Consider the following 24,574-nt stretch of genomic DNA (forward strand, 5'->3'; position numbering starts at 1 on the left):
ACATTTAAAATAGAGCAAATATAGTCAACGAGAAAAAACTTCTACATTTTGCAAAATATCTTTAAAATAGACTGTGTTCGACGATACTTTACGAAGGAAATGAGATGCGATTAACAAAACAAACAAATTATGCTCTTCGAATGCTCATGTATTGTGCAGATAATCAGGGAACTCTCAGTCGTGTTCCAGAAATCGCTAAAGCATATGCCGTTTCAGAGCTTTTTTTATTTAAAATCCTTCAGCTGCTTGTTCAAGAAGGTTTTATACAAACAGTGCGTGGACGCAATGGTGGAGTTAGATTGGCTAAACCCGCAGCAGAGATTTCAGTCGCGGATGTTGTGAAAGTAACAGAAGACAACTTTTCCCTCGCAGAATGCTTCGATACTGCAGAACCAACTTGCCCCTTGTTTGATTTTTGTGGTTTAAATACCGCACTTCAAAAAGCATTAAATGCTTTTTTTGAGGTATTATCCGTGATATCCCTTGCTGATCTACAACAACCATCCTTTCAAAATCATTTTAAAATTAATGACAAAAAAGCAAACTAAGATTATAATACAAGGAGATTAAGTATTTCTATTGCAGCAATAATATTAGCCGCTGGACGGGGTGAAAGAGCAGGATCTCCCCATAAAATTCCAAAACAATATCGGCTTCTAGGACAAAAGCCAATTATTTATCATACCGTGCATTGTTTTTTGCAGCATCCAGCTATCACAACAATTATTCTTGTTATTCATCCAGAAGATCGCCAAATCTGTGAACAAGCTATTGACGATTTTAAAGAGCGCCTTATTATCGTTGAAGGAGGCAATACACGTCAAATCTCTACCTTATATGGACTTCATGCACTCAAAAAATTTGCCCCCCAATATGTGCATATTCATGATGGTGCACGCCCTTTTATCGAAAACAAGCTTCTTAATAACATTCACAACACTATCACGCCTCAAGAAGGTGTTCTTCCTGTTCTGCCCATCTCTGATACCCTTAAACGTATAAATAATCAGCATATTTTAGAAACAATTCCCCGTACCCATCTTTATAGTGCACAAACTCCACAGTGTTTTCCCTTTGAACATATCTTAGCGGCCCATAAACAAGCAAAACAAGCTTGCAAACAAGAATTCACTGACGATTCTGCAATTGCCGAATGGTTTGGAATTCCTATGCGTGCCATTCCTGGGGATCCTAACAACATAAAAATTACATGGCATGAAGATTTTAATACTGCACATTTATATCTCCAAAAGAAAATGCAAATGTTTCCTGATATCCGCACCGGCAATGGTTATGATGTTCACTCTTTCGAGGATGGTGATTTTCTTATTTTATGTGGTATAAAAATCCCTTTTCATAAAAAATTAAATGGACACTCCGATGCGGATGTTGCTCTTCATGCGCTAACAGATGCCCTGCTCGCTACGCGAGGTGCTGGAGATATTGGCACACATTTCCCTCCCTCTGATCCTCAATGGAAAAATGTATCATCAGAAATTTTTCTCCGTCATGCTCTTGATATTATTAAACAAGCAGGTGGACGTATTGCCAATGTTGATATCACAATTATCGCTGAAAATCCTAAAATTGGTCCCTATCGTCATGCCATGACAGAAAATCTTATGACAATACTTGCAATGACACCTGATCGAATCTCTATCAAAGCAACAACAAATGAAAGGCTTGGATTTATTGGTCGTGGTGAAGGAATTGCTGCTCTTGCAACAGCGAGCGTTCTTTATTCAGGAGAACTTCCCCAATGACATATCTTTGTGAAAAACAAGCACATGAAGTCCTTAATACCTTTCGCCAAAAAGGTTTGCTGTTAACAACTGTAGAGTCTTGTACAGGGGGACTCATTGCTGCATGCCTCACAAATATAGCAGGATCATCAGATGTTCTCGATTGTGGATTTGTTGTTTATTCAAATGAATCTAAAACACGCCTTGTTGGCGTTTGTGCTGAACTTATAAAAACCTATGGTGCCGTTTCAAAAGAAGTTGCTCTTGCAATGGCTGAGGGTGGATTAAAACATTCACAAGCTGACATTGCAGTTTCTGTAACAGGAATTGCTGGTCCAGGAGGTGCAAGTCTTGATAAACCTGTAGGACTTGTGCATTGCGCAGTAGCTTATAAAAACCACTCCCCCCTGCACAAAGAAATGCACTTTGCTCATCTTAATCGCAATGCTATCCGCCATGCAACTGTTGAAAATGCTTTTAAAATGATTCTGGAATTGCTTCACTGAATTCCCCATACTAATTTCAAAATTCTTTATTCTCCATCGAGTCTATAATCGTCAACATCTTGAAAAAATTTTATTGTATCACAACTTGAAAATGAACGATCTGACTAGCGTAAAATTATCTCACTTTAGTCCTGTGTAGGTTGAATTAATCAAATTTATTCACTTACACGCCACAAGAGAAAAAACTGTATAAATAAAATGATTAATGAAAGGAAAACTTGTACCTCTCTCTCAAGTGCTAAGAGCTGGTACAACATCTTGAGAGATGGCAAATAAATGATACAGGAGAACTTCTTCATAAGTGTACAGATGTAGATTTTATATACTTTTACGAGAATCTATACTATTTATTATGAGCACTATTATGAAATGGGTATGACGCAAGCATGTTCTATTTGGGCGTTTTGTTTAACGAGTGTGCATCTATTAAAAAAGAGAGAAACAAAAGCATGAAGCTGTGCATCATCTTCATCATTTAAAATGATATTCCCTCAATATGCTTTTGAAAGCTGAATTAAAAACAAATAGTAAAGATGGAAACCGGTTTTCACCTTCACGCTGTTTAAGCAATACGTATTGTTAAAAAATAACAGAATAGACTATGTTACCGTAGAGCCATAAATCTGATGCGCACGCTTCTCAAAAGCCTCAGTAAATTTACGAAACGCAATATCAAACATTGAGCCCATCACTAATCCAAGCGTTTTACTTTTAAATTCATAATCAATAAAAAACTCTACATTACATGCATTGGTATTTTCAATATCATGAAAGGCCCAACGATTTTCAAGATATTTGAATGGACCATCAATATATTTAACTTCTATAAGACTTTTTTCCGGCTGAAGAAATACTTGAGTCGTAAAAGTTTCACGAATAATCTTATAGCCAACGGTCATATCCGCAAGAAGCAATATTTTTTTTCCATATTCTTTTCGAGAACGTATTATTAAAGACTCACACATTGGTAAAAATTCAGGATAACGCTCAATATCTGAAACCAGATCAAACATTTCACTGGCACTATGGGTGATCTGCCGATGTATTGTAAAAATCGGCATAATTATCTCTGTAAGGAAAATTTTTCATCACGCGCTTTTTGCAAAATGGCAAAATCATCTCCAGCATGATGAGATGAACGCGTTAGAGGATTGGAGGACATATGTAAAAATCCTTTTACTTTACCAATCTTGGCAAAAGACTCAAATTCTTCAGGAGGCACAAAACGAACAACTGGATGATGTTTTCGTGTAGGCTGCAAATATTGTCCAATTGTCATAAAGTCAACATCAGCAGCGCGCAAATCATCCATCAATTGCAAAACTTCATTTCGCTCCTCCCCGAGGCCAACCATAATTCCCGATTTTGTAAAAATTGTTGGATCAAGTTCTTTAACACGTTGTAACAAACGAATTGAATGAAAATAACGTGCCCCTGGACGGACCTTCAAATATTTAGAAGGAACTGTTTCTAAGTTATGATTAAAAACATCAGGCTTAGCAGCAACAACAACTTCTAAAGCGCCATCCTTATGACGAAAATCAGGTGTAAGAACTTCAATTGTTGTTTTAGGAGTTTTTTGACGAATCGCATAAATAACTTTTGCAAAATGCTCAGCACCACCATCAGCAAGATCATCACGATCAACAGATGTAATGACAACATGTTTTAATTCCATCCGTGCAACAGCATCAGCGACACGTTCTGGCTCATTATCATCAACGGCAAGTGGAATACCTGTTGCAACGTTACAAAAAGCACAAGCACGCGTACATATTTCACCTAAAATCATAAAGCTAGCATGCCTCTGGCTCCAACATTCGCCAATATTAGGACAACCAGCTTCTTCACATACAGTCACTAACTTATGCGTACGTACAATACCATGTGTTTCCTTATAAATTGGTGATGTTGGCGCTTTTACACGAATCCAATCTGGCTTTTTTTGAACGCTTGTATCAGGACGATGTGCCTTTTCAGGATGACGCAATCGTCTATTTGCAACTCTATCAACAACCGTAACCATTTAAGCCTTTGCCTTATAAATACGAAGTAACAATCAAAAATATAAAATTTTTCATACAATCCAGTCATCAAGCGTTTAAAACTTGACCATAAGCATCCAATACACTTTCTTTCATCATTTCCGATAAGGTCGGATGTGGAAAGACAGTATGCATTAATTCTTCTTCTGTTGTTTCAAGATTCATAGCAATAACAAAACCCTGTATCAATTCTGTTACCTCAGCCCCTACCATATGGGCCCCGAGAAGCTGTCCTGTTTTTTTATCAAAAATCGTTTTTACTAACCCCTGATCTTCACCCAAAGCAATCGCCTTACCATTCGCAGCAAAAGAATAACGACCAATACGTATATCATAACCTGCTTCTTTTGCAGCCGCTTCTGAAAGCCCTACAGAGGCAACCTGTGGTGTACAATATGTACACCCTGGAATTTTTCTTTTATCAAGCGGATGAGCGCTTTTCAAACCTGCAAGATGCTCAATACATATCACACCTTCTTCTTCTGCTTTATGGGCCAACATAGGAGGGCCTGCTACATCACCAATAGCATAAATACCTTCCACCCCCGTCCAACTCCATTCATCAGTTACAATGCAGCCGCGATCGGTTTTTATTCCCAAAGCTTCTAAACCAAGATTCTCAATATTACCTTGCACCCCAACAGCGGAAATCAACCGGTTAACAGTCATTGACTCTATTTTACCTTGAACATCAATATGTACACTTACAGAATCGGAAGATTTTTCAACCTTTGTTACTTTTGCTTGACGAAGAATGCGTAAACCTTTTTTCTCTAACTGTTTACGAGCAAACGTTGAAATTTCAATATCTTCAGCAGGCATGATATGGGGCATCATTTCAACAACAGTTACTGTCGCCCCCATATCATGATAAAAAGAAGCAAATTCAATGCCAATAGCCCCAGACCCTATAACCAAAAGCGATTTTGGCATTGCTGGCGGTATCATAGCTTCAAAATAAGTCCAAATGAGTTTTCCATCTGGCTCAATACCAGGAAGGACACGAGGACGTGCGCCCGTTGCAATAATGATATGCTTTGCTTGATAAGTTCCCTCCCCTAACGTCCCTTTAGGGACTGGATTTTGCGGTTGCATAATCGGTTTGGAGGATGAAGAAACCATAATTTCCGCAGGAAGGCTTCCCTTTGCTTCTTTAGTAAGCTTTGCTTCACCCCAGATAATATCAATTTTGTTTTTTTTCATTAAAAAACCAACACCAGCATTTAAACGTGCTGAAACACCCCGTGAACGTGCCACAACATCTTTGATGTTTGCCTCAATTGAACCATTAATTTTTAATCCATAATTTATCGCATGTTCAGCAAAATGTTTCATTTCCGCTGAACGTAGAAGGGACTTTGTTGGAATACATCCCCAATTTAAACAGATCCCTCCCAAATGTTCACGTTCAACAATCGCAGTCTTAAAGCCACATTGTGCTGCACGAATTGCGGTTACATATCCGCCTGGACCTGATCCAATCACAATTACATCATAAAGATTTACCACAGTAATTCCTCCATGGATATATATAAAATGGATATGCATTTTTTGAACTTAAGTCTGTAAAACAACATGAGAGAATTATCTTATGTCTTTTGCTTTAAGCTTCACGCAAATGCTTTATCCAAACCAGAAATAGCAATAACATTGCTCTTTAAACTCTTTAAATTTGTTTCTATTCTCTTAACACGCTTTCTCACAATTTACGTGAAGAACTGTTAAACAGTTCAAACCAACATTGCTAATGGATTTTCAATCATCTTCTTAAAAGTCCGCGCGAGCTCTGCTGCTAAAGCACCATCGACAGCACGATGATCCGCAGAAAGCGTAACTGACATAACTGTCGCAACAACTAATGCACCATTTTTAACAACGGCGCGTTGCTCCCCTGCACCAATCGCAAAAATCGTCGCATGCGGTGGATTAAGAATAGCCGAAAAACTTTTTATACCATACATCCCCATATTTGATACAGCTGTTGTTCCACCCTGATATTCTTCCATTTTTAACTTGCCCTCGCGCGCACGCTTTGCAAAATCCTTCATCTCTTTGGAAATAAGTGATAACGGCTTTTCCTCTGCATGGCGAATAATCGGTGTAATTAATCCATTGGGAATAGAAACAGCAACCCCAACATCACAATGTTTATGATGAAGCATCCCGCCTTCAAGCCAAGAAACATTCGCATCAGGAACCGCTTTCAAAGAAAGTGCGACAGCTTTGATCACCATATCATTAACAGAAAGCTTATAAGTAGGCTGAGTTTCTTCCTGCCCCTTAACCATTGGAGCAGCAGCATTCAGTTGTGTACGCAGTGCTAATAGCGCATCAAGTTCACAATCTACCGTTACATAGAAATGTGGGACTCTCTGTTTTGATTCCACCAAACGTGTCGCGATTGTTTTACGCATATTATTATGGGGAGCGAAGCTATATTCATCCTCTTTGAAGAGTTTCAATATCTGTTTGTCCGAAGCACCTGTAGCTATTAGCTCCCCTATCGGTGAGGAATAAGACACTTTAGACATATCGCTGCTCACAGCTTTTTCTACATCGCGCTTAATAATACGCCCATGCGGACCACTTCCAGAAATAAGGGATAAATCAAGACCTGCCTGAGATGCTAATCGCCGCGCTAAGGGAGAGGCAAAAAGACGAGCTTCCTTTTTATCTTGCTGTATTAATTGCCCAGTTGATGATTCATGAGACATTTTTATTCCCTTTGAGTCCGTCTGTTTCAGAGAATCTGTCTGTTTGATGCCCTCTGGTTTTTGTCTTGTAGAAGAAGAGATTTCTTCTGTAACTTTTGCAGCTTCAGCTAAATCTTCACCTTCTTCTGCTAAAACAACAATTAAAGCATTTACTTTAACGCCTTGTGTTCCAGCAGGAACAACAATTTTAGCAACCCTACCTTCATCAACGGCTTCGACTTCCATTGTCGCTTTATCCGTCTCAATCTCAGCAATAACATCACCAGAGGAAACCTTATCTCCCTCCTTAATATTCCATTTTGTTAAATTTCCCTCTTCCATCGTAGGGGAAAGCGCTGGCATTGTAATTTTAATGGGCATTATGCTTTCCTCCGTTATGCTCTGTATGTCACAGCCTTAACGGCCTCAATAATTTCAGCAGTATTAGGCAAAGCCAACTTCTCAAGATTAGCGGCATAAGGCATCGGAACATCTTTGCCAGAAATCGTAGCAATTGGCGCATCAAGATAGTCAAAAGCCTGCTGCATAACACGCGTTGCTATTTCAGTTCCCACAGATGACTGAGGAAATCCCTCTTCAATTGTTACCAAACGACCTGTTTTTTTAACTGACGAAAGAATTGTTGGAAAATCCATCGGGCGAATGGTTCGTAAATCAATCAATTCAACATCAATACCAAGTTTTTCAATTTCTGGTAACGCTTGAACAGCATAATGCATCCCAATTCCACATGCAACAATCGTCACATCTTGTCCAGACTTATGAATACGTGCCTTACCAATAGGCAAAAGAAAATCATCCAGTTGAGGAACATCAAATTGATGCCCATACAAAATCTCATTTTCAAGGAAAATAACAGGATTATCATCACGAATAGCAGCTTTCAGCAAACCTTTTGCATCTGCAGCACTATAAGGCATGACAACTTTCAGACCTGGTACATGACTATACCATGCAGCATAACATTGAGAATGTTGAGCACCAACACGGGCAGCCGCGCCATTGGGACCTCGGAAAACCATAGGAGCGGTCATTTGTCCACCAGACATATAACGTGTTTTGGCTGCTGAGTTAATAATTTGGTCCATCGCCTGCATCGCAAAATTAAATGTCATAAACTCAACAATGGGACGTAACCCACCAAAAGCAGCCCCGACAGCCAGCCCAGCAAAGCCGTGCTCTGTAATTGGGGTATCAATAACTCGGCGTTCTCCGAATTCTTCCAACAAACCTTGACTAACCTTATAAGCACCTTGATATTGCGCGACCTCTTCCCCCATAAGAAAAACTGTTTCATCACGCCGCATTTCTTCAGCCAAAGCCTGATTAAGCGCTTCACGTACTGTCATCGTAACCATTTGGGTTCCCGCTGGAATATCAAAATTAGGAGATATATCAAAAGTAGGAGCAGCCTGCGGAACTGACGAAGCCAGAGAAAGAGGAGATTCCTTAGTTTTTTGTGCTGTATCAATAGGTTGCGAAATATCCTCAGCACGCTCACCTTCTTCTAACAAAATCGCAATAACAGTGTTAACCTTTACGCCTTCTGAACCTTCAGGCACAAAAATCTTACCAAGAGTACCTTCATCAACGGCCTCTACTTCCATTGTAGCCTTATCCGTTTCAATTTCAGCAATAACATCGCCAGAGCTAACCTTATCACCTTCTTTCTTGAGCCATTTAGACAGTTTACCTTCTTCCATAGTTGGTGAAAGCGCCGGCATCAAAATATCAATAGACATACTTGCTTCCCTCGCATCAAACTAAAATATCAGTATAGAGCTCAGAAGCATCTGGCTCTTGATCACTTTGTGCAAAATCTACCGCATCAGCAACAATTGCACGGACCTCTTTCTCAATAGATTTTAAATCGTCTTCGCTCGCCCAATTTTTTTTAAGAATCCGACTTTTTACTTGATCAATCGGATCGTGCTCCTCTTTTATTTTTTGGACTTCTTCCTTTGAACGATATTTTGCTGGGTCAGACATGGAATGACCACGATAGCGATAGGTCTGCATATCAAGAATGATCGGTCCTTTACCTGAGCGTGCCCAAGAAATTGCTTCATCAGCAGCTCCTTTTACTGATCGAACATCCATACCATCAACAACAATACCTGGAATTTCAAAAGAAAGACCACGTCGGGAAAAATCAGTTTCTGCAGATGCACGTGAAACTGACGTTCCCATAGCATACTGATTGTTTTCAATAATATAAACAACAGGAAGCTTCCAAAGTGAAGCCATATTAAAACTCTCGTAAACCTGCCCCTGATTTGCAGCACCATCACCAAAATAAACCAATGTCACATTATCTTTACCAAGGTACTGATTCGAAAATGCCAAACCTGAACCAATGGGAACCTGCGCACCAACAATACCATGTCCCCCATAAAAGTTCTTTTCTTTAGAGAACATATGCATCGAGCCACCTTTCCCTTTAGAAAAGCCCCCTTGACGTCCCGTTAATTCTGCCATAACACCACGCGGACTCATCCCAACCGCTAACATATGTCCATGATCACGGTAAGACGTAATAACCTGATCACCTTCTTTTGCCGCTTTCAATGTTCCTATAACAACGGCTTCCTGACCAATATAAAGGTGACAAAATCCCCCTATAAGCCCCATACCATAAAGTTGTCCTGCTTTTTCTTCAAAACGGCGAATTAAAAGCATTTCACGATAAGCATCAATTTCTTCTTCTTTTGTAAAATCTGCTATTGGTGCTTTCTTTGTGGTGCTTGATAATGCAGTGCGCGCCGCCGACGCAGAATTTTTTTTAAGTCGTTCTGCCATATTAAACTCCCTTTTATGATTATTTAGGAATAACCTTTACGAACAAAAGTTACAAGCCTTATCAATCGGCTTAAACAATATCATTGCTGATTGTTGTTTAAATTAAGCGATTTTTCATTTACCTTTAGTATCATTTCAAGGTATTAAGATTGTCAGTTCATTTGACTTAGAGAAGTTCAAGTTCTTTCGGACATACTCATCCAACATATCTTTTTCTATATGCCCGTTGCGTAAAAGAGAAATACGCTTTTCCATGAATATCCGCTCAGCTTCTATTTTATGAAGCTCCTTTTCTAATTCGCTAATATGCTGATTAACTTCACTGCGTGAATACAATCCATACTCACCATGATAAATGTGATAACTGAAATAGCTTAAGACTCCCACCGTCATAAGAGGTAGTACAAAGCGTACTTTGATTGATCGACGTTTCTGCTTTGTCCACATAAAATAGCACAGTCTTTACAGCACAAATTTCTTAATATTTTGCCCAACTATGCATGATTTTGATTAATACCTCATTACCAAATCTACACTAAATAATTTGTTATTTTCAATTTATCCCCCTTAATACAATCAAAGTAAGCTGAATGACCTACTTTTTATATTATAAATATTGGATATCCTCTAATTTGTAGCTTTTTCCTAAAATTTCCTATTAAAATAAAGATAAAATCAACGGTATCCCCTATGCTTGGTGGTTTTTTCCTAACCAATTCCAATCCTCAAATTGATAACGCTTATCATCACCTCCCAAAACGAGATAACCCCCTTGATTTTGAACCATAATTTCACCCTTCATCCTTACCCACGCTCCTTATGTGTTATTCATAAAGAGATTATTTCTAATTTGATAATATGCGGATTAACCTCACGGTGTAAATACAATTTATAGCAGCCGTAATAAACGTGAAATTAGGATAGTTTGGAGCCTCCAATAATCTAATGCTATCCACTGCTATAAGCAGAAAAACAATGCACGCCTTAATTAATTTGCGTCTTTGCTTTACCCGTATAAAATAGCATTGTCTTTTTCAATACTTTTACTTAGCTGTACATGTTTTTTAATATCTCATATTAAATAAATATAGTACAATAATTTTGCATGATGCAACTTAATTATTTATAAAAATAAAAAGCGAACTGAATTACTTTCTCTTTATTATAAAATTTTTAAAAATCTGTAATCTGATTCCCATCTTTATCCGTAAATCTTCCTCCAAGAATGACTATAAAATCAACAACTGCCCAAATTCCGGTAATTATCAATCCAAACAATGATAAAGATAGAACCAGCATTAAAGCACCAGTCCTAACTTTACCAACCATAAAACGATGGACACCAAAGATACCTGCACACCAACAAAGGAGTGCGAACATTATCTTTGAGTTCTCTGTACCTGGTCTCAACAATGGAAAAACAGAACTGACACCCCCCCCTTCACAGACAAAATCAACAGCATTACCAATCCTTGGTGGATTCTTTCCCAACCAATCCCAAGTCGCAAACTGATAACGTTTACCATCATCACCCGAAACGAGATAAGTTCCTTGATCTTGACTAATAATTATACCTCTCATCTTAATCCCTATAAATTTAAATACTTAAAAATTATTGCGTATATGCCTTTGATAAGAAATCTCAATTTCATAATCTAAATGATTGTATACTTTCATATTTTTTGCTCACAACTATACACGATATAAATCACCAGCATAATGTGCTTGGGCTCCTAGCATTTCCTCAATACGGATAAGTTGATTGTATTTTGCTAATCTATCCGAACGTGCAAGAGAACCTGTTTTAATTTGTCCACAATTCGTTGCAACAGCAAGATCTGCAATGAAAGAATCCTCTGTCTCGCCTGAACGATGAGATATAATGGCACGATAACCTGCTTTATGTGCTACCTCTACAGCATCAAGTGTTTCACTCAATGTACCAATTTGATTAACTTTTATGAGAATAGAATTGCCTACCTCCATTTTGATACCATCACGCAAACGTGCTGAATTCGTTACAAACAAATCATCGCCAACAAGCTGACATTTTTCTCCCATTGTGTCAGTAAGTAGCTTCCAACCTTCCCAATCATCCTCTGCCATTCCATCTTCAATTGTAATAATAGGATAATTTTTCACAAGCTGCGCTAAATAATCTACCTGCTCTTGGGTGTCACGGCATTTCCCCTCACCTTTATAAAAATACGAACCATTTTTATAAAATTCGGTTGAAGCACAGTCTAAACCAATGGCAATTTGTTCACCTGGTTTATAGCCACATATCATGATAGATTCCATAATAAAATCAATTGCTTGATCAGCACTTTTAAATTGAGGAGCAAAACCACCTTCATCACCAACATTGGTATTATAACCCGCATCTTTTAAACGCTTTTTCAATGCATGGAAAATCTCAGCGCCATAACGGATCGCTTCTCTTATAGTAGGAGCTCCTATAGGAATAATCATAAACTCTTGAAAATCAATCAAATTATCAGCATGAACGCCACCATTAATAATATTCATCATGGGGGTTGGAAGAATATGCGCTTGTGTACCACCAATATAACGATACAAAGGTAAATTTAATGAATCCGCAGCTGCTTTTGCAACAGCTAATGAAACACCAAGAAGTGCATTGGCACCAAGACGGGCTTTGTTTGGCGTTCCATCCAAAGCAATCATTGCTTGATCAATAGCAATTTGATTTGTTGCATCCCGCCCACCAAGTTCTTCAAGAATTTCGCCATTAACTGCAGCAACCGCTTTTTCAACACCTTTCCCTTGATAGCGCAAACCACCATCACGAAGCTCTATAGCCTCGTATGCTCCTGTTGAAGCTCCCGAAGGAACCAGAGCGCGACCAAAAGCTCCATTCTCCAAATGAACATCAACTTCTACCGTTGGATTACCACGGCTATCAAGAACTTCACGCCCAATGATATCGACAATTATAGTCATATGTGTTTCCTTATCCAATAAAAGTCTCGATTCATTTATAATGCCCTATTAATGAAATATTTTTTCTCTTCTCAACTCAACTTTTTTGACAGATAATCAAATTCCATTAAAGTCTCAAGCAATCTTTGTAAATCATCAACTTTAACCATATTGGGTCCATCAGAAGGTGCATTATCTGGATCTTGATGTGTTTCTAAAAAAATACCAGCTACCCCAACAGAAACAGCTGCACGCGCTAAAATTTCAACAAATTGACGCTGTCCACCAGATGAAGCCCCCTGCCCCCCAGGTTCTTGAACAGAATGCGTTGCATCAAAAATAACAGGAGCTCCAAATGAACGTAAAATAGGCAACGAACGCATATCAGAAATAAGTCGGTTGTAACCAAATGACGTGCCTCGCTCACAAAGCATAACATTCGGATTACCACTGTAAACAACCTTTTTTAAAACATTCTCCATATCCCACGGCGCTAAAAACTGACCTTTTTTAATGTTAATAACACATTCTGTTTTGGCGGCTGCTACCAAAAGATCTGTTTGACGACATAAAAAAGCCGGTATTTGTAAAATATCAACTGTAGAAGAAACAATTGTACATTGCTCTTCTGTATGCACATCAGTTAATATGGGACAATCAAACTCTTTTTTTAAATCAGAAAAAATAGCCATTGCTTTTTCAAGACCAATGCCACGTGCCGCATTCAAAGAGGTTCTGTTGGCTTTATCGTAACTTGATTTATAAACAAACCTGATACCAAGCTGATCGGTAATTGTTTTAATACGACCAGCCATTTCAAAAGCATGATCACGACTTTCCATCTGACACGGCCCTGCAATTAATGAAAGAGGCATTTCATTTGAAAAAATCATATTTCCAACTTTCACACGTGCATTTGGTTTAGTCATTTTATCCCTCAAAAGCAAAGTAATCCAATTTACGCATTAAACTAATCGACTTTGTTCTACAGCGGCTTCAATAAAAGAAGAAAAAAGCGGATGTGGATCGAAAGGACGAGATTTTAATTCTGGATGATATTGAACACCAATAAACCATGGATGATCTACATATTCTATCGTTTCTGGTAAAATACCATCAGGAGACATCCCAGAAAAAATCAAACCACACTGTTCTAACTTATCCTTATAATCAATATTGACCTCATAACGATGACGATGTCGCTCGACAATCTTGGTCATCCCATAAATTTGAGCAATATGACTCGCTTCTTTTAATTCAGCAGCAAAAGCACCAAGGCGCATTGAACCGCCGAGAGCACCATTTCTTGTACGTTTTTCAAGAACGTCTCCTTTAAGCCATTCTGTCATTAAACCTACAATTGGATTGTCTGTTTCGCAAAACTCACTTGATGAAGCATTCTCAATCTGTGCAATATTGCGCGCAGCTTCTATACAAGCTAATTGCATCCCAAAACAAATCCCTAAAAATGGAACTTTACGCTCTCGCGCAAATTGAATTGCTCGAATCTTCCCTTCTGCCCCTCGTGCCCCAAAAGCACCTGGAACCAAAATTCCATGGGCTTTTTGTAAAGCTGAAACAGAATCTTCTTTTTCAAAAAGCTCCGAATCAATCCACTCAATATTAACCTTCACTCTATTCGCTAAACCACCATGTGCAATCGCTTCAATAAGAGATTTATAAGCATCCTTTAAGCCCGTATATTTTCCTACAACAGCAATCGTAACTTCTCCTTCAGGATGGTGAATACGATGCGTAATATCTTCCCAACGATCCATCTTTGGGGAAGGTGCCGAATCGATTCCAAAAGCGCAAAGAACTTCAGAGTCCAAACCCTCCTTATGGTATGCCATAGGAACATCATAAATTGTTGGCATATCTAATGCCTGAATGACTGCATTGGAGCGAACATTGCAAAAAAGTGATAATTTGCACCGTTCTGTTTCTGGAATAGATCGATCTGCACGTACAAGCAAAATATCAGGAGAAATACCAACTGCTTGCAATTCTTTGACAGAATGTTGTGTTGGTTTCGTTTTTAATTCACCTGCTGAAGGAATATAAGGCATTAATGTGAGATGGACATAAACGACATTTTGTCTCGGTAGCTCATTGCGAAGCTGACGAATCGCTTCTAGAAAAGGCATTGCTTCAATATCACCAACCGTTCCACCTATCTCACACAAAACAAAATCAAATTCTTCATTTTCCATCGTAATGAATCTCTTAATTTCATCTGTAACATGAGGAATAACTTGGACTGTTGCCCCCAAATAATCACCACGCCGCTCTCGTTCAATGATATTGCGATAAATACGCCCTGTTGTAATATTATCTTGGCTATTTGCAGAACGCCCAGTAAAACGCTCATAATGACCAAGATCAAGATCCGTTTCTGCACCATCATCGGTCACAAATACTTCGCCATGTTGATAAGGTGACATCGTACCTGGATCAACATTTAAATAAGGATCAAGTTTGCGAAGACGTACGCGATAGCCACGAGCCTGTAATAACGCTGCTAACGCCGCCGCTGCGATGCCTTTTCCAAGGGAAGAAACCACACCACCAGTAATAAAAACATAACGTGCCATGGGCTTATGGTGATAAGCAATTTATAATGATTTTTCCAGCAAAAAATGCAAAAAGAAACAATTTTTCTTCTAAAATAAAAAAGGCGAAAAAAATCACCTTTTTTAAAAAGTCTATGTTTTCTTAAAAAAACTATTTTGTACTGTTATCCGGAACTGTATTTTCAAAAACCTGAGGAACTGGACTTTCTGCTTCAGGATTTGTGGACTGTTTCTGTTCCTGCGGAGAATTCGAAGTGCCTCCTAGCTGTTCAAGAATAGAAGGGGAAGACTCACCATCTGATGATGGGACTGATCCTGAGTCTTTATTGGTAGAATTCTGCTCTGAATTAACCGGTATACGCTTTAAAATATCAGAACTAGAATTTGATATATTACTCACCACGGTAAGTCCAATAGACACAACAAAAAAACAACAGGCTAAAATAGCAGTCAAACGTGTTAAAGGATTTTGAGATCCACGAGTTTTCATCAACCCTGAGCTATTACTCACACCTAACCCACCACCTTCTGAAGGTTGAATTAATATAATACCAACCAAAGTAATCACAATCAAAAAATGAATAACTATAAGTACTGTTTGCATAAACCCTGCTCTTCAAATAACTCTTTAATAGCTATTTACACATAAATAACGCACAATCCAAGGGGAAACTCAAATTTCTCTGCTATAGTTTACGACAAACATCGCAAATTGTTAAAAAATCAATCGCTTTTAAGCTTGCTCCACCTATCAAAGCACCATTAACATGAGCAATGCTTAAAAGCTCAAATGCATTGGATGGCTTTACGGATCCACCATAAAGCAAACGTATCTTATTACCTTCATCACCAAAACGAGAGCGCACCCTATCACGAATGAAATGATGTACTTTTGCAATATCTTCTGGAGTCGCTGTATTGCCGGTGCCTATCGCCCAAACTGGTTCATAAGCGATAATGGTATTCTCTGCTGTTGCATCATCTGGGAGAGATTCTTCAAGCTGCTGCGTGAGAATATCCAGTACTTTATTATTATTACGCTCCTCCAATGTTTCACCAATACATACAAGAGCCACAAGACCTGCTCGCCACGCAGCTTGCACTTTGGCACAGACAATCGCATCATTTTCCTGGTACACTGTACGACGTTCTGAATGCCCAATAATAACATGACTTGCTCCTGCTTCTTTAAGCATAAAAGCTGAAATATCTCCAGTATAAGGACCATGATCATCAAAGTGACAATTTTGTCCTCCCAAAAGGAGATTTTCACCATTCAGCGTATTAGAAGCACGCGATAAAAGCGTTGCTGGAACACAAATTAGGGCTTCAAATAGATGACCTAGATCAGAGCTAACGCCTGTAGCAATAGCACGTAACTCTCCAAGCGATTCACTCGTTCCATTCATTTTCCAATTTCCAGCAAGAAAAGGCCGAATATTTGGAGACATATTTTCACCTCAAGAGCTTTTACAATACATTGTTTATCTGTAGTTACCAAATTATAAAATGAAAGCAAGTCTTTAAAGCTTGCATCTTTCATCTCTTTATTGCAAATTCCATTACAGCTTTGATAATAACTCACATTAAAAATGGACTTGAACAATGCTTGACATCATAAGAAATGCTACAAATTCTTGGATTTTTAGAATTTTCCTTGCTATTTTACTCTTATGCTTCATTCTTTTATGGGGGGTACCGCAGTTACACAAAAAAAGTGAAAGAGATCTTATTACTTCTGGAAAGTCCACAGTAACTGTCGATGATTATCGTCTTGCACTCGCCGATCAAAGCGCACGTTTAGCATATGCTGCTCATCTTGGACGAATGTTTACAACAAATGAAATGCAGCAATACCAAATTCCTGCTTTTGTATTTAATCAATTACAACAAAATGTACTGCTTGATGAACAAGCACGTAAAATGAAAATAAGTCTTTCAAAAGATACAATAGCTCATACGATTGGTTCTGATAAGATGTTCCAGGTAAATGGCACTTTTGATAAAAACTTGTTTTATAACTATCTTCAGCATTTACGTATTAGTGAAAGTGCTTTTCTTAATTATTACACCAAACAAGAAAAGCGTAATCAGCTGATTGCTGCTTTACTTTCTGATATGAAGGCACCAAATCTCTTTTATAAAGCACTTGCTCTTTATCAAGGAGAAATGCGTATTGCTGATTATCTCGTTATTGATCTAAAAGAAAAGAAAACAATTGCTGATCCTGATTACGAAACATTACAAAAATGGTTTGAAACACATCAAAGTCAATTTCGTGCTCCAGAATACCGTACTGTCTCTTTGCTATCTATGGAACTTAATGATTTTGTAAAACCTAAAGATATCTCAACAGATGAGGCGAAAGCCTATTATACACAAAATGCTTCACGTTTTGTAACGCCTGAAAAGCGTACATTCGAAGAACTGCGATTCCCCTCACGCGAAGAAGCCGATAATGCAGCAAAAAAAATAGCTGACGGATTGAGTTTTGATGAACTGGTAAAAGCTGAAAAAAAGACTCTTAATGACATAAAAAAAGGTCCTCTCGCAGAAAACGAACTTCCTAATCATCTGACATCTGAAATTTTTGAACTTCAACAAGGCCAAGTCAGTCCTGTGATAAATGACTTACAGGGACCTGTTCTCATTCGCGTTACGCATATTGAACCTTCAAGCTCTCTTCCTTTTGAAAGTGTAGAAGAAAATATTCGCCAAATACTTGCCAAAAATCGTGCTACTGATGATATCCGTAACAATTATGCTGCCATTGAAAATGCTCGTTTTGAGGGTGCTTCTCTCAAAGAGTTAGCTGACCAATACAAGTTATCTTTGCGCACAATTACTATTGATAAAACGGGAAAAACGCTTGAAGGTGCAATACTCACGGATTTACCTCAAAAAGATATTTTACTGAATGCCATCTATCAATCAAACGAAGGAGTCGATCTTGATCCTCTCTCTTTTCAAAATGGTGGATATCTCTGGTACAAGGTCGATAAAATTATTCCTTCCCGTGATAAGACACTTGAAGAGGCTAAGCTAGATGTTCTTTCTCAATGGAAAAATGAGGAAATCCAACGTCTTCTTGATGAAAAAGCCCAAAATGCTCTCAAACAGCTCACGGAAGGAAAAAGTCTTGTTGCTCTTGCTCATACCCTTGGTGTTACAAAACAAACAACACCAACCCTCCGGCGTCAAGACTCATCTGAAACCCTTGGCGTTGAAGGCATTAAAGCATTATTTTCCGCTCCCAAAGGTCATTATGGCATCATAAAAGGTCCGGTTGCAACAAACCGTATCATTTATCAAATAAAGACTGTAACCATGCCTAAAGATATCACGTCTCATACTCTTTCAACTGAGGTCCGCGCCAATATAGATATGATGATAAGAGAAGATCTCAAGCTAGAAATGCTACAAGTTGCCAATAAAGAACATCCTTTGGAAATTAATAGCACAAATTATAATCAGATCTTTAACGCTCTCCAATAAAAAGATTGTGCATAATTTTAAGAACTTATTGATAAAGTTTTCATCAGCTCTTCGTCTATAGTTGAAGAGGTAAGACGGATTTCTTGTCTGCATATCTTAGGATCAGCGTTTGTATAATGATTCATTTTCTCGCAAAACAGTGCATGTATGGATTTGCGAGAAAATAGTCAATGGAATGTAGAATCGTTTTTGCAATGCATTAAAAAACATTATCCATCCAAAGGTCGTAAAGGTTGCCGCCCATTAAGCTATAAACATCATCCCTATCGTCATTCATTCATAGCTCATTATATTGCTACTCTTAATATTCATTCATAGGGAGTGTATTGCTTCTTCCTTAAATGATTTCATTTACACATCCAACTTATAATAGATAAAAAACTATTTTTAAAATTCATTATAAAAATGGAGAAATCTTTTTCTATTCAAGACTCTCATTCAATATAAGAAAAAACGTATTATCATTATAAATCAATATATTCATCAATCATAACAGTCATCAATTATGATGTTATAATTTCTCAAAAATAAGAGTTTTTTATAGACTTATAGACTGCTAAGATAACTTCTCTCATAAAATAGAAATTTTATCTCATGTTTTTCTTTCTCTGCATCTCACCCATCCAATACACTGAATAAAACATATTACTGATGAAGAAATACAGCGTATTTTCAAGATCATAAAATTTCTTATTCTTTTGCGTTCATAACAACCAAAACATCAACATTTTTTATAACAAAAAAATGGTTTGGAATCACAATAGCTCCTTTTATCTTCATATGAAAAAATCAGTCTACATGTTACGCATTCCAACGTAGTAATATTTTTTTACAATATCTTTGGAAAATTGCCGCTTATTGCTGCCCTTGTTATCAACCAATAGCGATACATCAATGGCAAAGTTGCACTCTCTTGAAAAATTGCTGCCCCCAGCTGTATAGCTTTTTGAAGAGAAGCTGGTACAATGACCAATGGAAGAAAAGCTGGCTTAAGAACTCTAGGTAAAGTACAAGAATACTCGTAAAATTGGGTATAATGATCGCGCGATAATGCTACCATAGCTTCAACAATACAACCCTTTTGTTGATCGCTGAGACGATGAGATTCCAAATCTTCCCTATTCACTCCTACAGCCTTTAATATATCAGTGGGTAAATAATATTGATATCGTGATTGCATGAATGATAAAAGACGCAATACACCGCTTAATCCTTGAGAAATCCCTCCATGTTCATAGATATCTGTAAACTCTTGTGCAGTTTCAGGATCTAATATCTGACAAGAAAGCTGTAAAATTATGCCTGCTGTCTCACCACAATAATGCTCTAGATCATGAAGTGTTTCTATTGGATTGTGATAAAGATCTAAAATTTGCGCATCACAATAACGTAAAAAAGCTGTCTTAGGTAAATTAAAAAGAGTGATTGCTTTTAATAAATCATTCAAAATCGGATTGTTTCCACTCGTTTGCATTTCACCATGAGCAATAGCATCATACCACCAACGTAACCGTATTTCTCCTATGAGTGGGTCATGTACACTTTCGCGGATACGAGAAACTTCAGCATTAAATACATAAAGAGCAGCCAATGCTTGGCGCTTTTTTTTAGGTGCAAATAAAACCGATATATAGCGATCACGATCTATGGTACGTAAAATATCAAGACAATAAGGAAGAGAGCCTATCATTCTATGAACCTATTAACGTCCCTTTTTTAGCAATTAAATTAATACCCTCTTTTTATTCATATTAAAAAATGAAGGATAAGCAAATACAGTTCAGAAAATAAGATTTTTAAATGTGTCTCTTAACTGTATTATGAATTAAAATTTCTTTTCTAATCCCTTTTCGTTTTAGAAAGAAAAAAATTAAATAAATAATTTTTCTGATAAAACTTATCTTATCGGACTTCAAGTTTTCATTTGCAATAAAAAAGCTAAAAACCAATCGTAACATGCATAGTAAAACTTGAACAACAAACAACGCAAAACACTTTTTCAGTGGATAGATGACAATGTTATTTTATAAAAAATGCACTGATCACAAAAACTTCATCAATCATTGACCTCCTCCCCATCCTAAAAGACAAAGGTTCTTACCAACACCAATTTGTAAAAAATCCAATTGCTCTCGGTGCGTTTCTGTTACTATAAACGCATTGATTTATAATCATAATTTTGTGTTTTGTATATTAAATTAGAATCCCAAATATCGTAGATATACTTTCATTTCAAACCAATTCCATGTTACATCAATAAAAACTATTCCCTTGCACGTCATAAGCGGAACTGGCTTGTAGGTAAAAACTGTATAAGAAAGAATTAAAATGCCTCTTATGAACTGTCTTAAGTCCCAAGAGCTGATCACTCATGTGATTCATTAGGAACTATGAGCAAACTTTGTCCTGAATACTTGCTGCTGTATTTAAAAAACACTTAATGTGTTAAGTTATGTATATTCTATACCCTTATATCACCGCCTTAAACGACAGTATTTTACAGCGCAGAAAATAATCACACAAGTCTTTCATGCTAGACCAGAGCCTTTGTTTTATTAAACAATACTCTATTCTACCGCAAATAATAACGCCGCAACAGCGCGATCTTCAGCCAATAAAACATTAAATGTACGCACCGCCGCTCCCGTACTCATTGTATCTGATGAAATACGTTTTTCCCATAAAAGCACCCGTAACTCTTCAGGTAATCGTAATAATTCAATTCCAGTACCTATTAATAAAACTTCGATTTCAGAAGCTTCTTCTAAAATACGAGATATATCCCTTTGAGTGGGAACAGGCCCTGCCATCTCAATGCCATAAATACCTGATGGTACACAAATAATAGAACCTCTATGAGACATATCAGCAAAACGAAACCCACCATTTCCATAAGCATCAATAGGTGCGCGACTTGGAAAATGTGCTTCACGAATTTGAATTGCATCGAACATGAATATGCACCTTTTATTTTTGAATAATCCAATTGTCTTTGCTTCTTCTCACCATAAAAATTAAAGTAAGGCTGATATAAACATTGATATGTTAAACATAGCCTAGTATTGAAGTGAAAATTTTTATATAATGCCCTAATCTTCTCATACAACAAATATATGAAAATTTTGGAATAAACCGCAGTAAAATGCTATACCTGCTTAAATAAATCTATCTTTTAAAAAGTTTCCTCAGCTTATTTACTCACAAATTGCTTTTTATAAAAACAATGATCTTGTTTAAAAAACAGAAAAAATTGCGTAATATTCCATAAATAAAACAACTATTTTAATCATCTAAAGAAAACAAAAACTCCATTTTCTGTAGCCACTATAAAAGCCCCTTTTTCAATGAAATTGTCTTGATCTTGCCAAGCTTTTTATAAAAATGCTTAAAAAATGTAATAAACTGCCATTACACCTTAAGATGCATTTTCCTTTGATATAGCTTTTTTCTCTTTAGAGATACTCATATCTTCTTTCGTTGTCGTTTTAGATTTAGACTTTTGTGGTCTTTTTGCTTTAGCATTAAGTTTTGATTTTTTTTCTGCAATCGGCTCACCTTTAACGCGCACATCAGCTAATGTTGAGCGAATAACACGAATATTCATACTCTCACCAATTTCAACCTCTAATTCACCACTCTCGTCGTGAACCTTCGTAACCTTGCCGATAATACCACCACCCGTTATAACTGAATCACCACGACGTACTGCATTAAGCATTTCTTGGCGTTTTTTCATTTGGGCACGCTGTGGACGAATGATAAAAAAATACATAATTGCAAAAATTAAAATGAATGGGACAGCGCTAGCAAATGAAATTCCACCGGAAACATCGCCTGCAACTTGAGCATAAGCGTTCGTAATAAACATTTTTATCTCCTATAGTTAAACCTCAGGTATTTCCCACTCTATTAAAATGAAATTCCGATACAGAAAAAATTCCTAAAGAATTTATCATAAAAAGCAATAACTACATAATCTAATCACAGCTTTACAAAAATACAATAAATCCTTAAGAGGCAGAATACCAAAATACAATGAGAAAAATCTTAAAAAATAGATTCACTTTCCCCTATTGTATATCCTACAATACAAATCTTTTCACTAACTCAATAAATTATACAAGATAATTTTTCTAATGAATAAACTTAATTTATATAGATAATTTATCGTTTTTGATATCAAATGACAGATCTAAATACAATAAAACGCTCTCATTTCAAACCCTGAATTAATCAAAACGATTTTCTTGCACGTCACACATATGAAATGAGCCTGTAGATAAAAACTTTTTAAGAAAGGCGTGAAAATATCTTTTTTCATGCTTCTCTTAAATGCAAGAGCAATTTAAACACTCAAAGCTGACAAATAGTATGATACTATTGTCTTACACTTTCATAAATACAAAAATGGTAATATCTACCGACCCCAACGAACTACTTTCCTAAAACCAATGATTTTTTGCTGCAATGTCATTGATTTAAGAAAATCAATTATTTTTCATGAATTTTCTATAAACTGTAAGACTATTCAAATGTAAACGTCATCAATAAATTAGTTTTCTAAATATTTAAGGGGATCAACAGGTAATGAATTCTTACGCATCTCAAAATAGACACGTGGCGTTTTAACATTTCCTGAAACACCAGATTTAGCAATCTCATCACCGCGCCTTATCCTTTGTCCTTTGTTAACAACAAGCTTACTATTACATCCATAAATAGTGATAATATCATTTTCATGTCGAATCATCACAACATTACCAAGCTCTTTTAATCCATCTCCCGCGTAAATAACCACACCATTTTCTGCCGCCTTTACCGAAGACCCTTCAGGCACTGCAATATCTATTCCTCGATTCATTACTGTTCCCTTTTTTTGACCGAACTGGCTTAATAAACGCCCTCGTACTGGCCAACGCATCTTAGAAATTCCTGTGGCTTGCGGAGTCGTCATATTATCTGTATTCGTAACAGTACTTGACAAACCAGTCTCATGTTTCAATTGCGTCATCTGTTTAGAAAAATTTTTCTCAGAACTTGATTTGTTCATCTTTGCAGAGAGTGGCGTTGTTACAGGAGCTTTATATATAGGAGAGGACTTCTTGTTTTTTATAGAGGACATCACAGACTGGGATGCAGATTCTGTTGTTGACACTGCCCAATCGTTATTATTGTGTGCATTTGAAGCTGCTAATGTACGCCTGCTTGGAACAACAAGGACCTGACCGATATAAATGGAATTGCTGTTTATACCATTTGCTAATTTTAATGCCTCAACACTAATCCCTACTTGTCGTGCAATACTGAGCAGTGTATCTCCACTCTGGACAATATAAGAATTCCGCCGAAAAATAGGAGATTTATCCATTTGTGAACGAGAAAGTGTTCCAAGATTACGTGGAGGGGAGCCCATAACGCGACCATCAGAAGAAGTTATCCTATCTTGATGTGGAAAATTATAGGGAGAATTGTCATCTCCCCACGAATCATCACCTGATTCCACAGGTGGCAATTCAGTGCTTTGTATCATACCACTACCGTATGATAGCATTCGCGGGTCTGTATACATAGTGCTTGATATATTTGATTGAGATGATACCGTACGATGAGAGAACGTATTGGAAAAACGCTGTGTACCAGAACTACAACCAGCAACAATAGTTACCACCGCTAACAAAGTTATTCTCTGAAAATTATGCTGGAAAATATTATCCAAAGCTTTTAGACACATCGTTTTGCTCACTCATCAATAATCAA

At 37.2% G+C, this 24,574-nt stretch carries 21 protein-coding genes; 4 read left to right on the plus strand and 17 right to left on the minus strand.

The annotated features are described in order from the left end of the window. The first annotated feature begins 104 nt into the window (after positions 1–104). Genes rirA through ACFIO5_RS01360 form a run of 3 tightly spaced genes read left to right on the plus strand, consistent with a single transcriptional unit; the run spans position 105 to position 2,248 of the window. Complete coding sequence (rirA, locus tag ACFIO5_RS01350) at positions 105–548, plus strand: iron-responsive transcriptional regulator RirA (protein ID WP_375701142.1); 444 nt, start codon at positions 105–107, stop codon at positions 546–548. Positions 549–572: 24 nt separating this feature from the next. Beyond that, positions 573–1,763 carry a bifunctional 2-C-methyl-D-erythritol 4-phosphate cytidylyltransferase/2-C-methyl-D-erythritol 2,4-cyclodiphosphate synthase gene (locus ACFIO5_RS01355; protein ID WP_375636316.1) on the plus strand — a complete coding sequence of 397 codons (1,191 nt, stop codon included), beginning with the start codon at positions 573–575 and terminating at the stop codon, positions 1,761–1,763. Beyond that, positions 1,760–2,248, plus strand: a complete 489-nt coding sequence (locus ACFIO5_RS01360; RefSeq protein WP_375628982.1) for a CinA family protein — start codon at positions 1,760–1,762, stop codon at positions 2,246–2,248. Before ACFIO5_RS01355 ends, ACFIO5_RS01360 begins: the two co-directional genes overlap by 4 nt. Positions 2,249–2,847: 599 nt before the next feature. Here ACFIO5_RS01360 and ACFIO5_RS01365 read toward each other — a convergent pair. The 13 genes from ACFIO5_RS01365 to tpiA all read right to left on the minus strand — a co-directional run bounded on the left by ACFIO5_RS01365 (position 2,848) and on the right by tpiA (position 16,773). Next, positions 2,848–3,309 (minus strand): type II toxin-antitoxin system RatA family toxin, encoded by a 462-nt coding sequence (locus ACFIO5_RS01365; protein WP_273791149.1) that lies wholly within the window; start codon positions 3,307–3,309, stop codon positions 2,848–2,850. A gap of 2 nt (positions 3,310–3,311) precedes the next feature. After that, entirely contained in the window at positions 3,312–4,274 is a 963-nt protein-coding gene (gene lipA, locus ACFIO5_RS01370) for a lipoyl synthase (RefSeq protein ID WP_375633075.1), read from the minus strand. Positions 4,275–4,341: 67 nt separating this feature from the next. After that, positions 4,342–5,802, minus strand: a complete 1,461-nt coding sequence (lpdA, locus tag ACFIO5_RS01375; RefSeq protein WP_375634080.1) for a dihydrolipoyl dehydrogenase — start codon at positions 5,800–5,802, stop codon at positions 4,342–4,344. A 221-nt stretch (positions 5,803–6,023) separates the two neighbouring features. Beyond that, positions 6,024–7,367 (minus strand): pyruvate dehydrogenase complex dihydrolipoamide acetyltransferase, encoded by a 1,344-nt coding sequence (locus tag ACFIO5_RS01380; RefSeq protein ID WP_375633079.1) that lies wholly within the window; start codon positions 7,365–7,367, stop codon positions 6,024–6,026. Positions 7,368–7,381: 14 nt separating this feature from the next. Further along, the gene (locus tag ACFIO5_RS01385; RefSeq protein ID WP_375634083.1) at positions 7,382–8,749 is read right to left on the minus strand and encodes a pyruvate dehydrogenase complex E1 component subunit beta; all 1,368 of its coding nucleotides are present in this window, start codon (positions 8,747–8,749) and stop codon (positions 7,382–7,384) included. A 16-nt stretch (positions 8,750–8,765) separates the two neighbouring features. Next, positions 8,766–9,806, minus strand: coding sequence for a pyruvate dehydrogenase (acetyl-transferring) E1 component subunit alpha (gene pdhA / locus ACFIO5_RS01390; RefSeq protein ID WP_273791144.1), 1,041 nt, complete (start codon positions 9,804–9,806; stop codon positions 8,766–8,768). Between the two features lie 135 nt (positions 9,807–9,941). Then, complete coding sequence (locus tag ACFIO5_RS01395) at positions 9,942–10,253, minus strand: FtsB family cell division protein (RefSeq protein WP_375617692.1); 312 nt, start codon at positions 10,251–10,253, stop codon at positions 9,942–9,944. Positions 10,254–10,979: 726 nt separating this feature from the next. Next, positions 10,980–11,387, minus strand: a complete 408-nt coding sequence (locus ACFIO5_RS01400) for a TM2 domain-containing protein (RefSeq protein WP_375633083.1) — start codon at positions 11,385–11,387, stop codon at positions 10,980–10,982. Positions 11,388–11,498: 111 nt separating this feature from the next. Further along, on the minus strand, positions 11,499–12,770 hold the full coding sequence (gene eno, locus ACFIO5_RS01405; protein WP_375633085.1) for a phosphopyruvate hydratase: 1,272 nt from the start codon (positions 12,768–12,770) through the stop codon (positions 11,499–11,501). Positions 12,771–12,841: 71 nt separating this feature from the next. Beyond that, the gene (gene kdsA, locus ACFIO5_RS01410; RefSeq protein WP_375633087.1) at positions 12,842–13,678 is read right to left on the minus strand and encodes a 3-deoxy-8-phosphooctulonate synthase; all 837 of its coding nucleotides are present in this window, start codon (positions 13,676–13,678) and stop codon (positions 12,842–12,844) included. A gap of 36 nt (positions 13,679–13,714) precedes the next feature. Further along, entirely contained in the window at positions 13,715–15,343 is a 1,629-nt protein-coding gene (pyrG, locus tag ACFIO5_RS01415; protein ID WP_375633089.1) for a CTP synthase, read from the minus strand. A gap of 130 nt (positions 15,344–15,473) precedes the next feature. Then, the gene (gene secG / locus ACFIO5_RS01420) at positions 15,474–15,926 is read right to left on the minus strand and encodes a preprotein translocase subunit SecG (protein WP_375633091.1); all 453 of its coding nucleotides are present in this window, start codon (positions 15,924–15,926) and stop codon (positions 15,474–15,476) included. 82 nt (positions 15,927–16,008) lie between these two features. Then, the gene (gene tpiA, locus ACFIO5_RS01425) at positions 16,009–16,773 is read right to left on the minus strand and encodes a triose-phosphate isomerase (RefSeq protein WP_375620758.1); all 765 of its coding nucleotides are present in this window, start codon (positions 16,771–16,773) and stop codon (positions 16,009–16,011) included. A gap of 154 nt (positions 16,774–16,927) precedes the next feature. Between tpiA and ACFIO5_RS01430 the strand changes: the two genes are divergently transcribed. After that, positions 16,928–18,817, plus strand: coding sequence for a peptidyl-prolyl cis-trans isomerase (locus ACFIO5_RS01430; protein WP_375636299.1), 1,890 nt, complete (start codon positions 16,928–16,930; stop codon positions 18,815–18,817). Positions 18,818–19,646: 829 nt separating this feature from the next. Here the strand turns inward: ACFIO5_RS01430 and ACFIO5_RS01435 are convergent. The 4 genes from ACFIO5_RS01435 to ACFIO5_RS01450 all read right to left on the minus strand — a co-directional run bounded on the left by ACFIO5_RS01435 (position 19,647) and on the right by ACFIO5_RS01450 (position 24,548). Beyond that, positions 19,647–20,507: a phytoene/squalene synthase family protein gene (locus ACFIO5_RS01435; protein WP_375611260.1), complete on the minus strand. Its 861-nt coding sequence runs from the start codon at positions 20,505–20,507 to the stop codon at positions 19,647–19,649. A gap of 877 nt (positions 20,508–21,384) precedes the next feature. Next, complete coding sequence (locus tag ACFIO5_RS01440) at positions 21,385–21,771, minus strand: Mth938-like domain-containing protein (RefSeq protein WP_375611259.1); 387 nt, start codon at positions 21,769–21,771, stop codon at positions 21,385–21,387. A gap of 461 nt (positions 21,772–22,232) precedes the next feature. Further along, positions 22,233–22,685: a preprotein translocase subunit YajC gene (gene yajC / locus ACFIO5_RS01445; RefSeq protein WP_375705056.1), complete on the minus strand. Its 453-nt coding sequence runs from the start codon at positions 22,683–22,685 to the stop codon at positions 22,233–22,235. 684 nt (positions 22,686–23,369) lie between these two features. Continuing rightward, positions 23,370–24,548, minus strand: coding sequence for a peptidoglycan DD-metalloendopeptidase family protein (locus tag ACFIO5_RS01450; protein WP_375705057.1), 1,179 nt, complete (start codon positions 24,546–24,548; stop codon positions 23,370–23,372). Positions 24,549–24,574 lie beyond the last annotated feature (26 nt).

The organism is Bartonella sp. AA86SXKL (genome assembly GCF_042196885.1).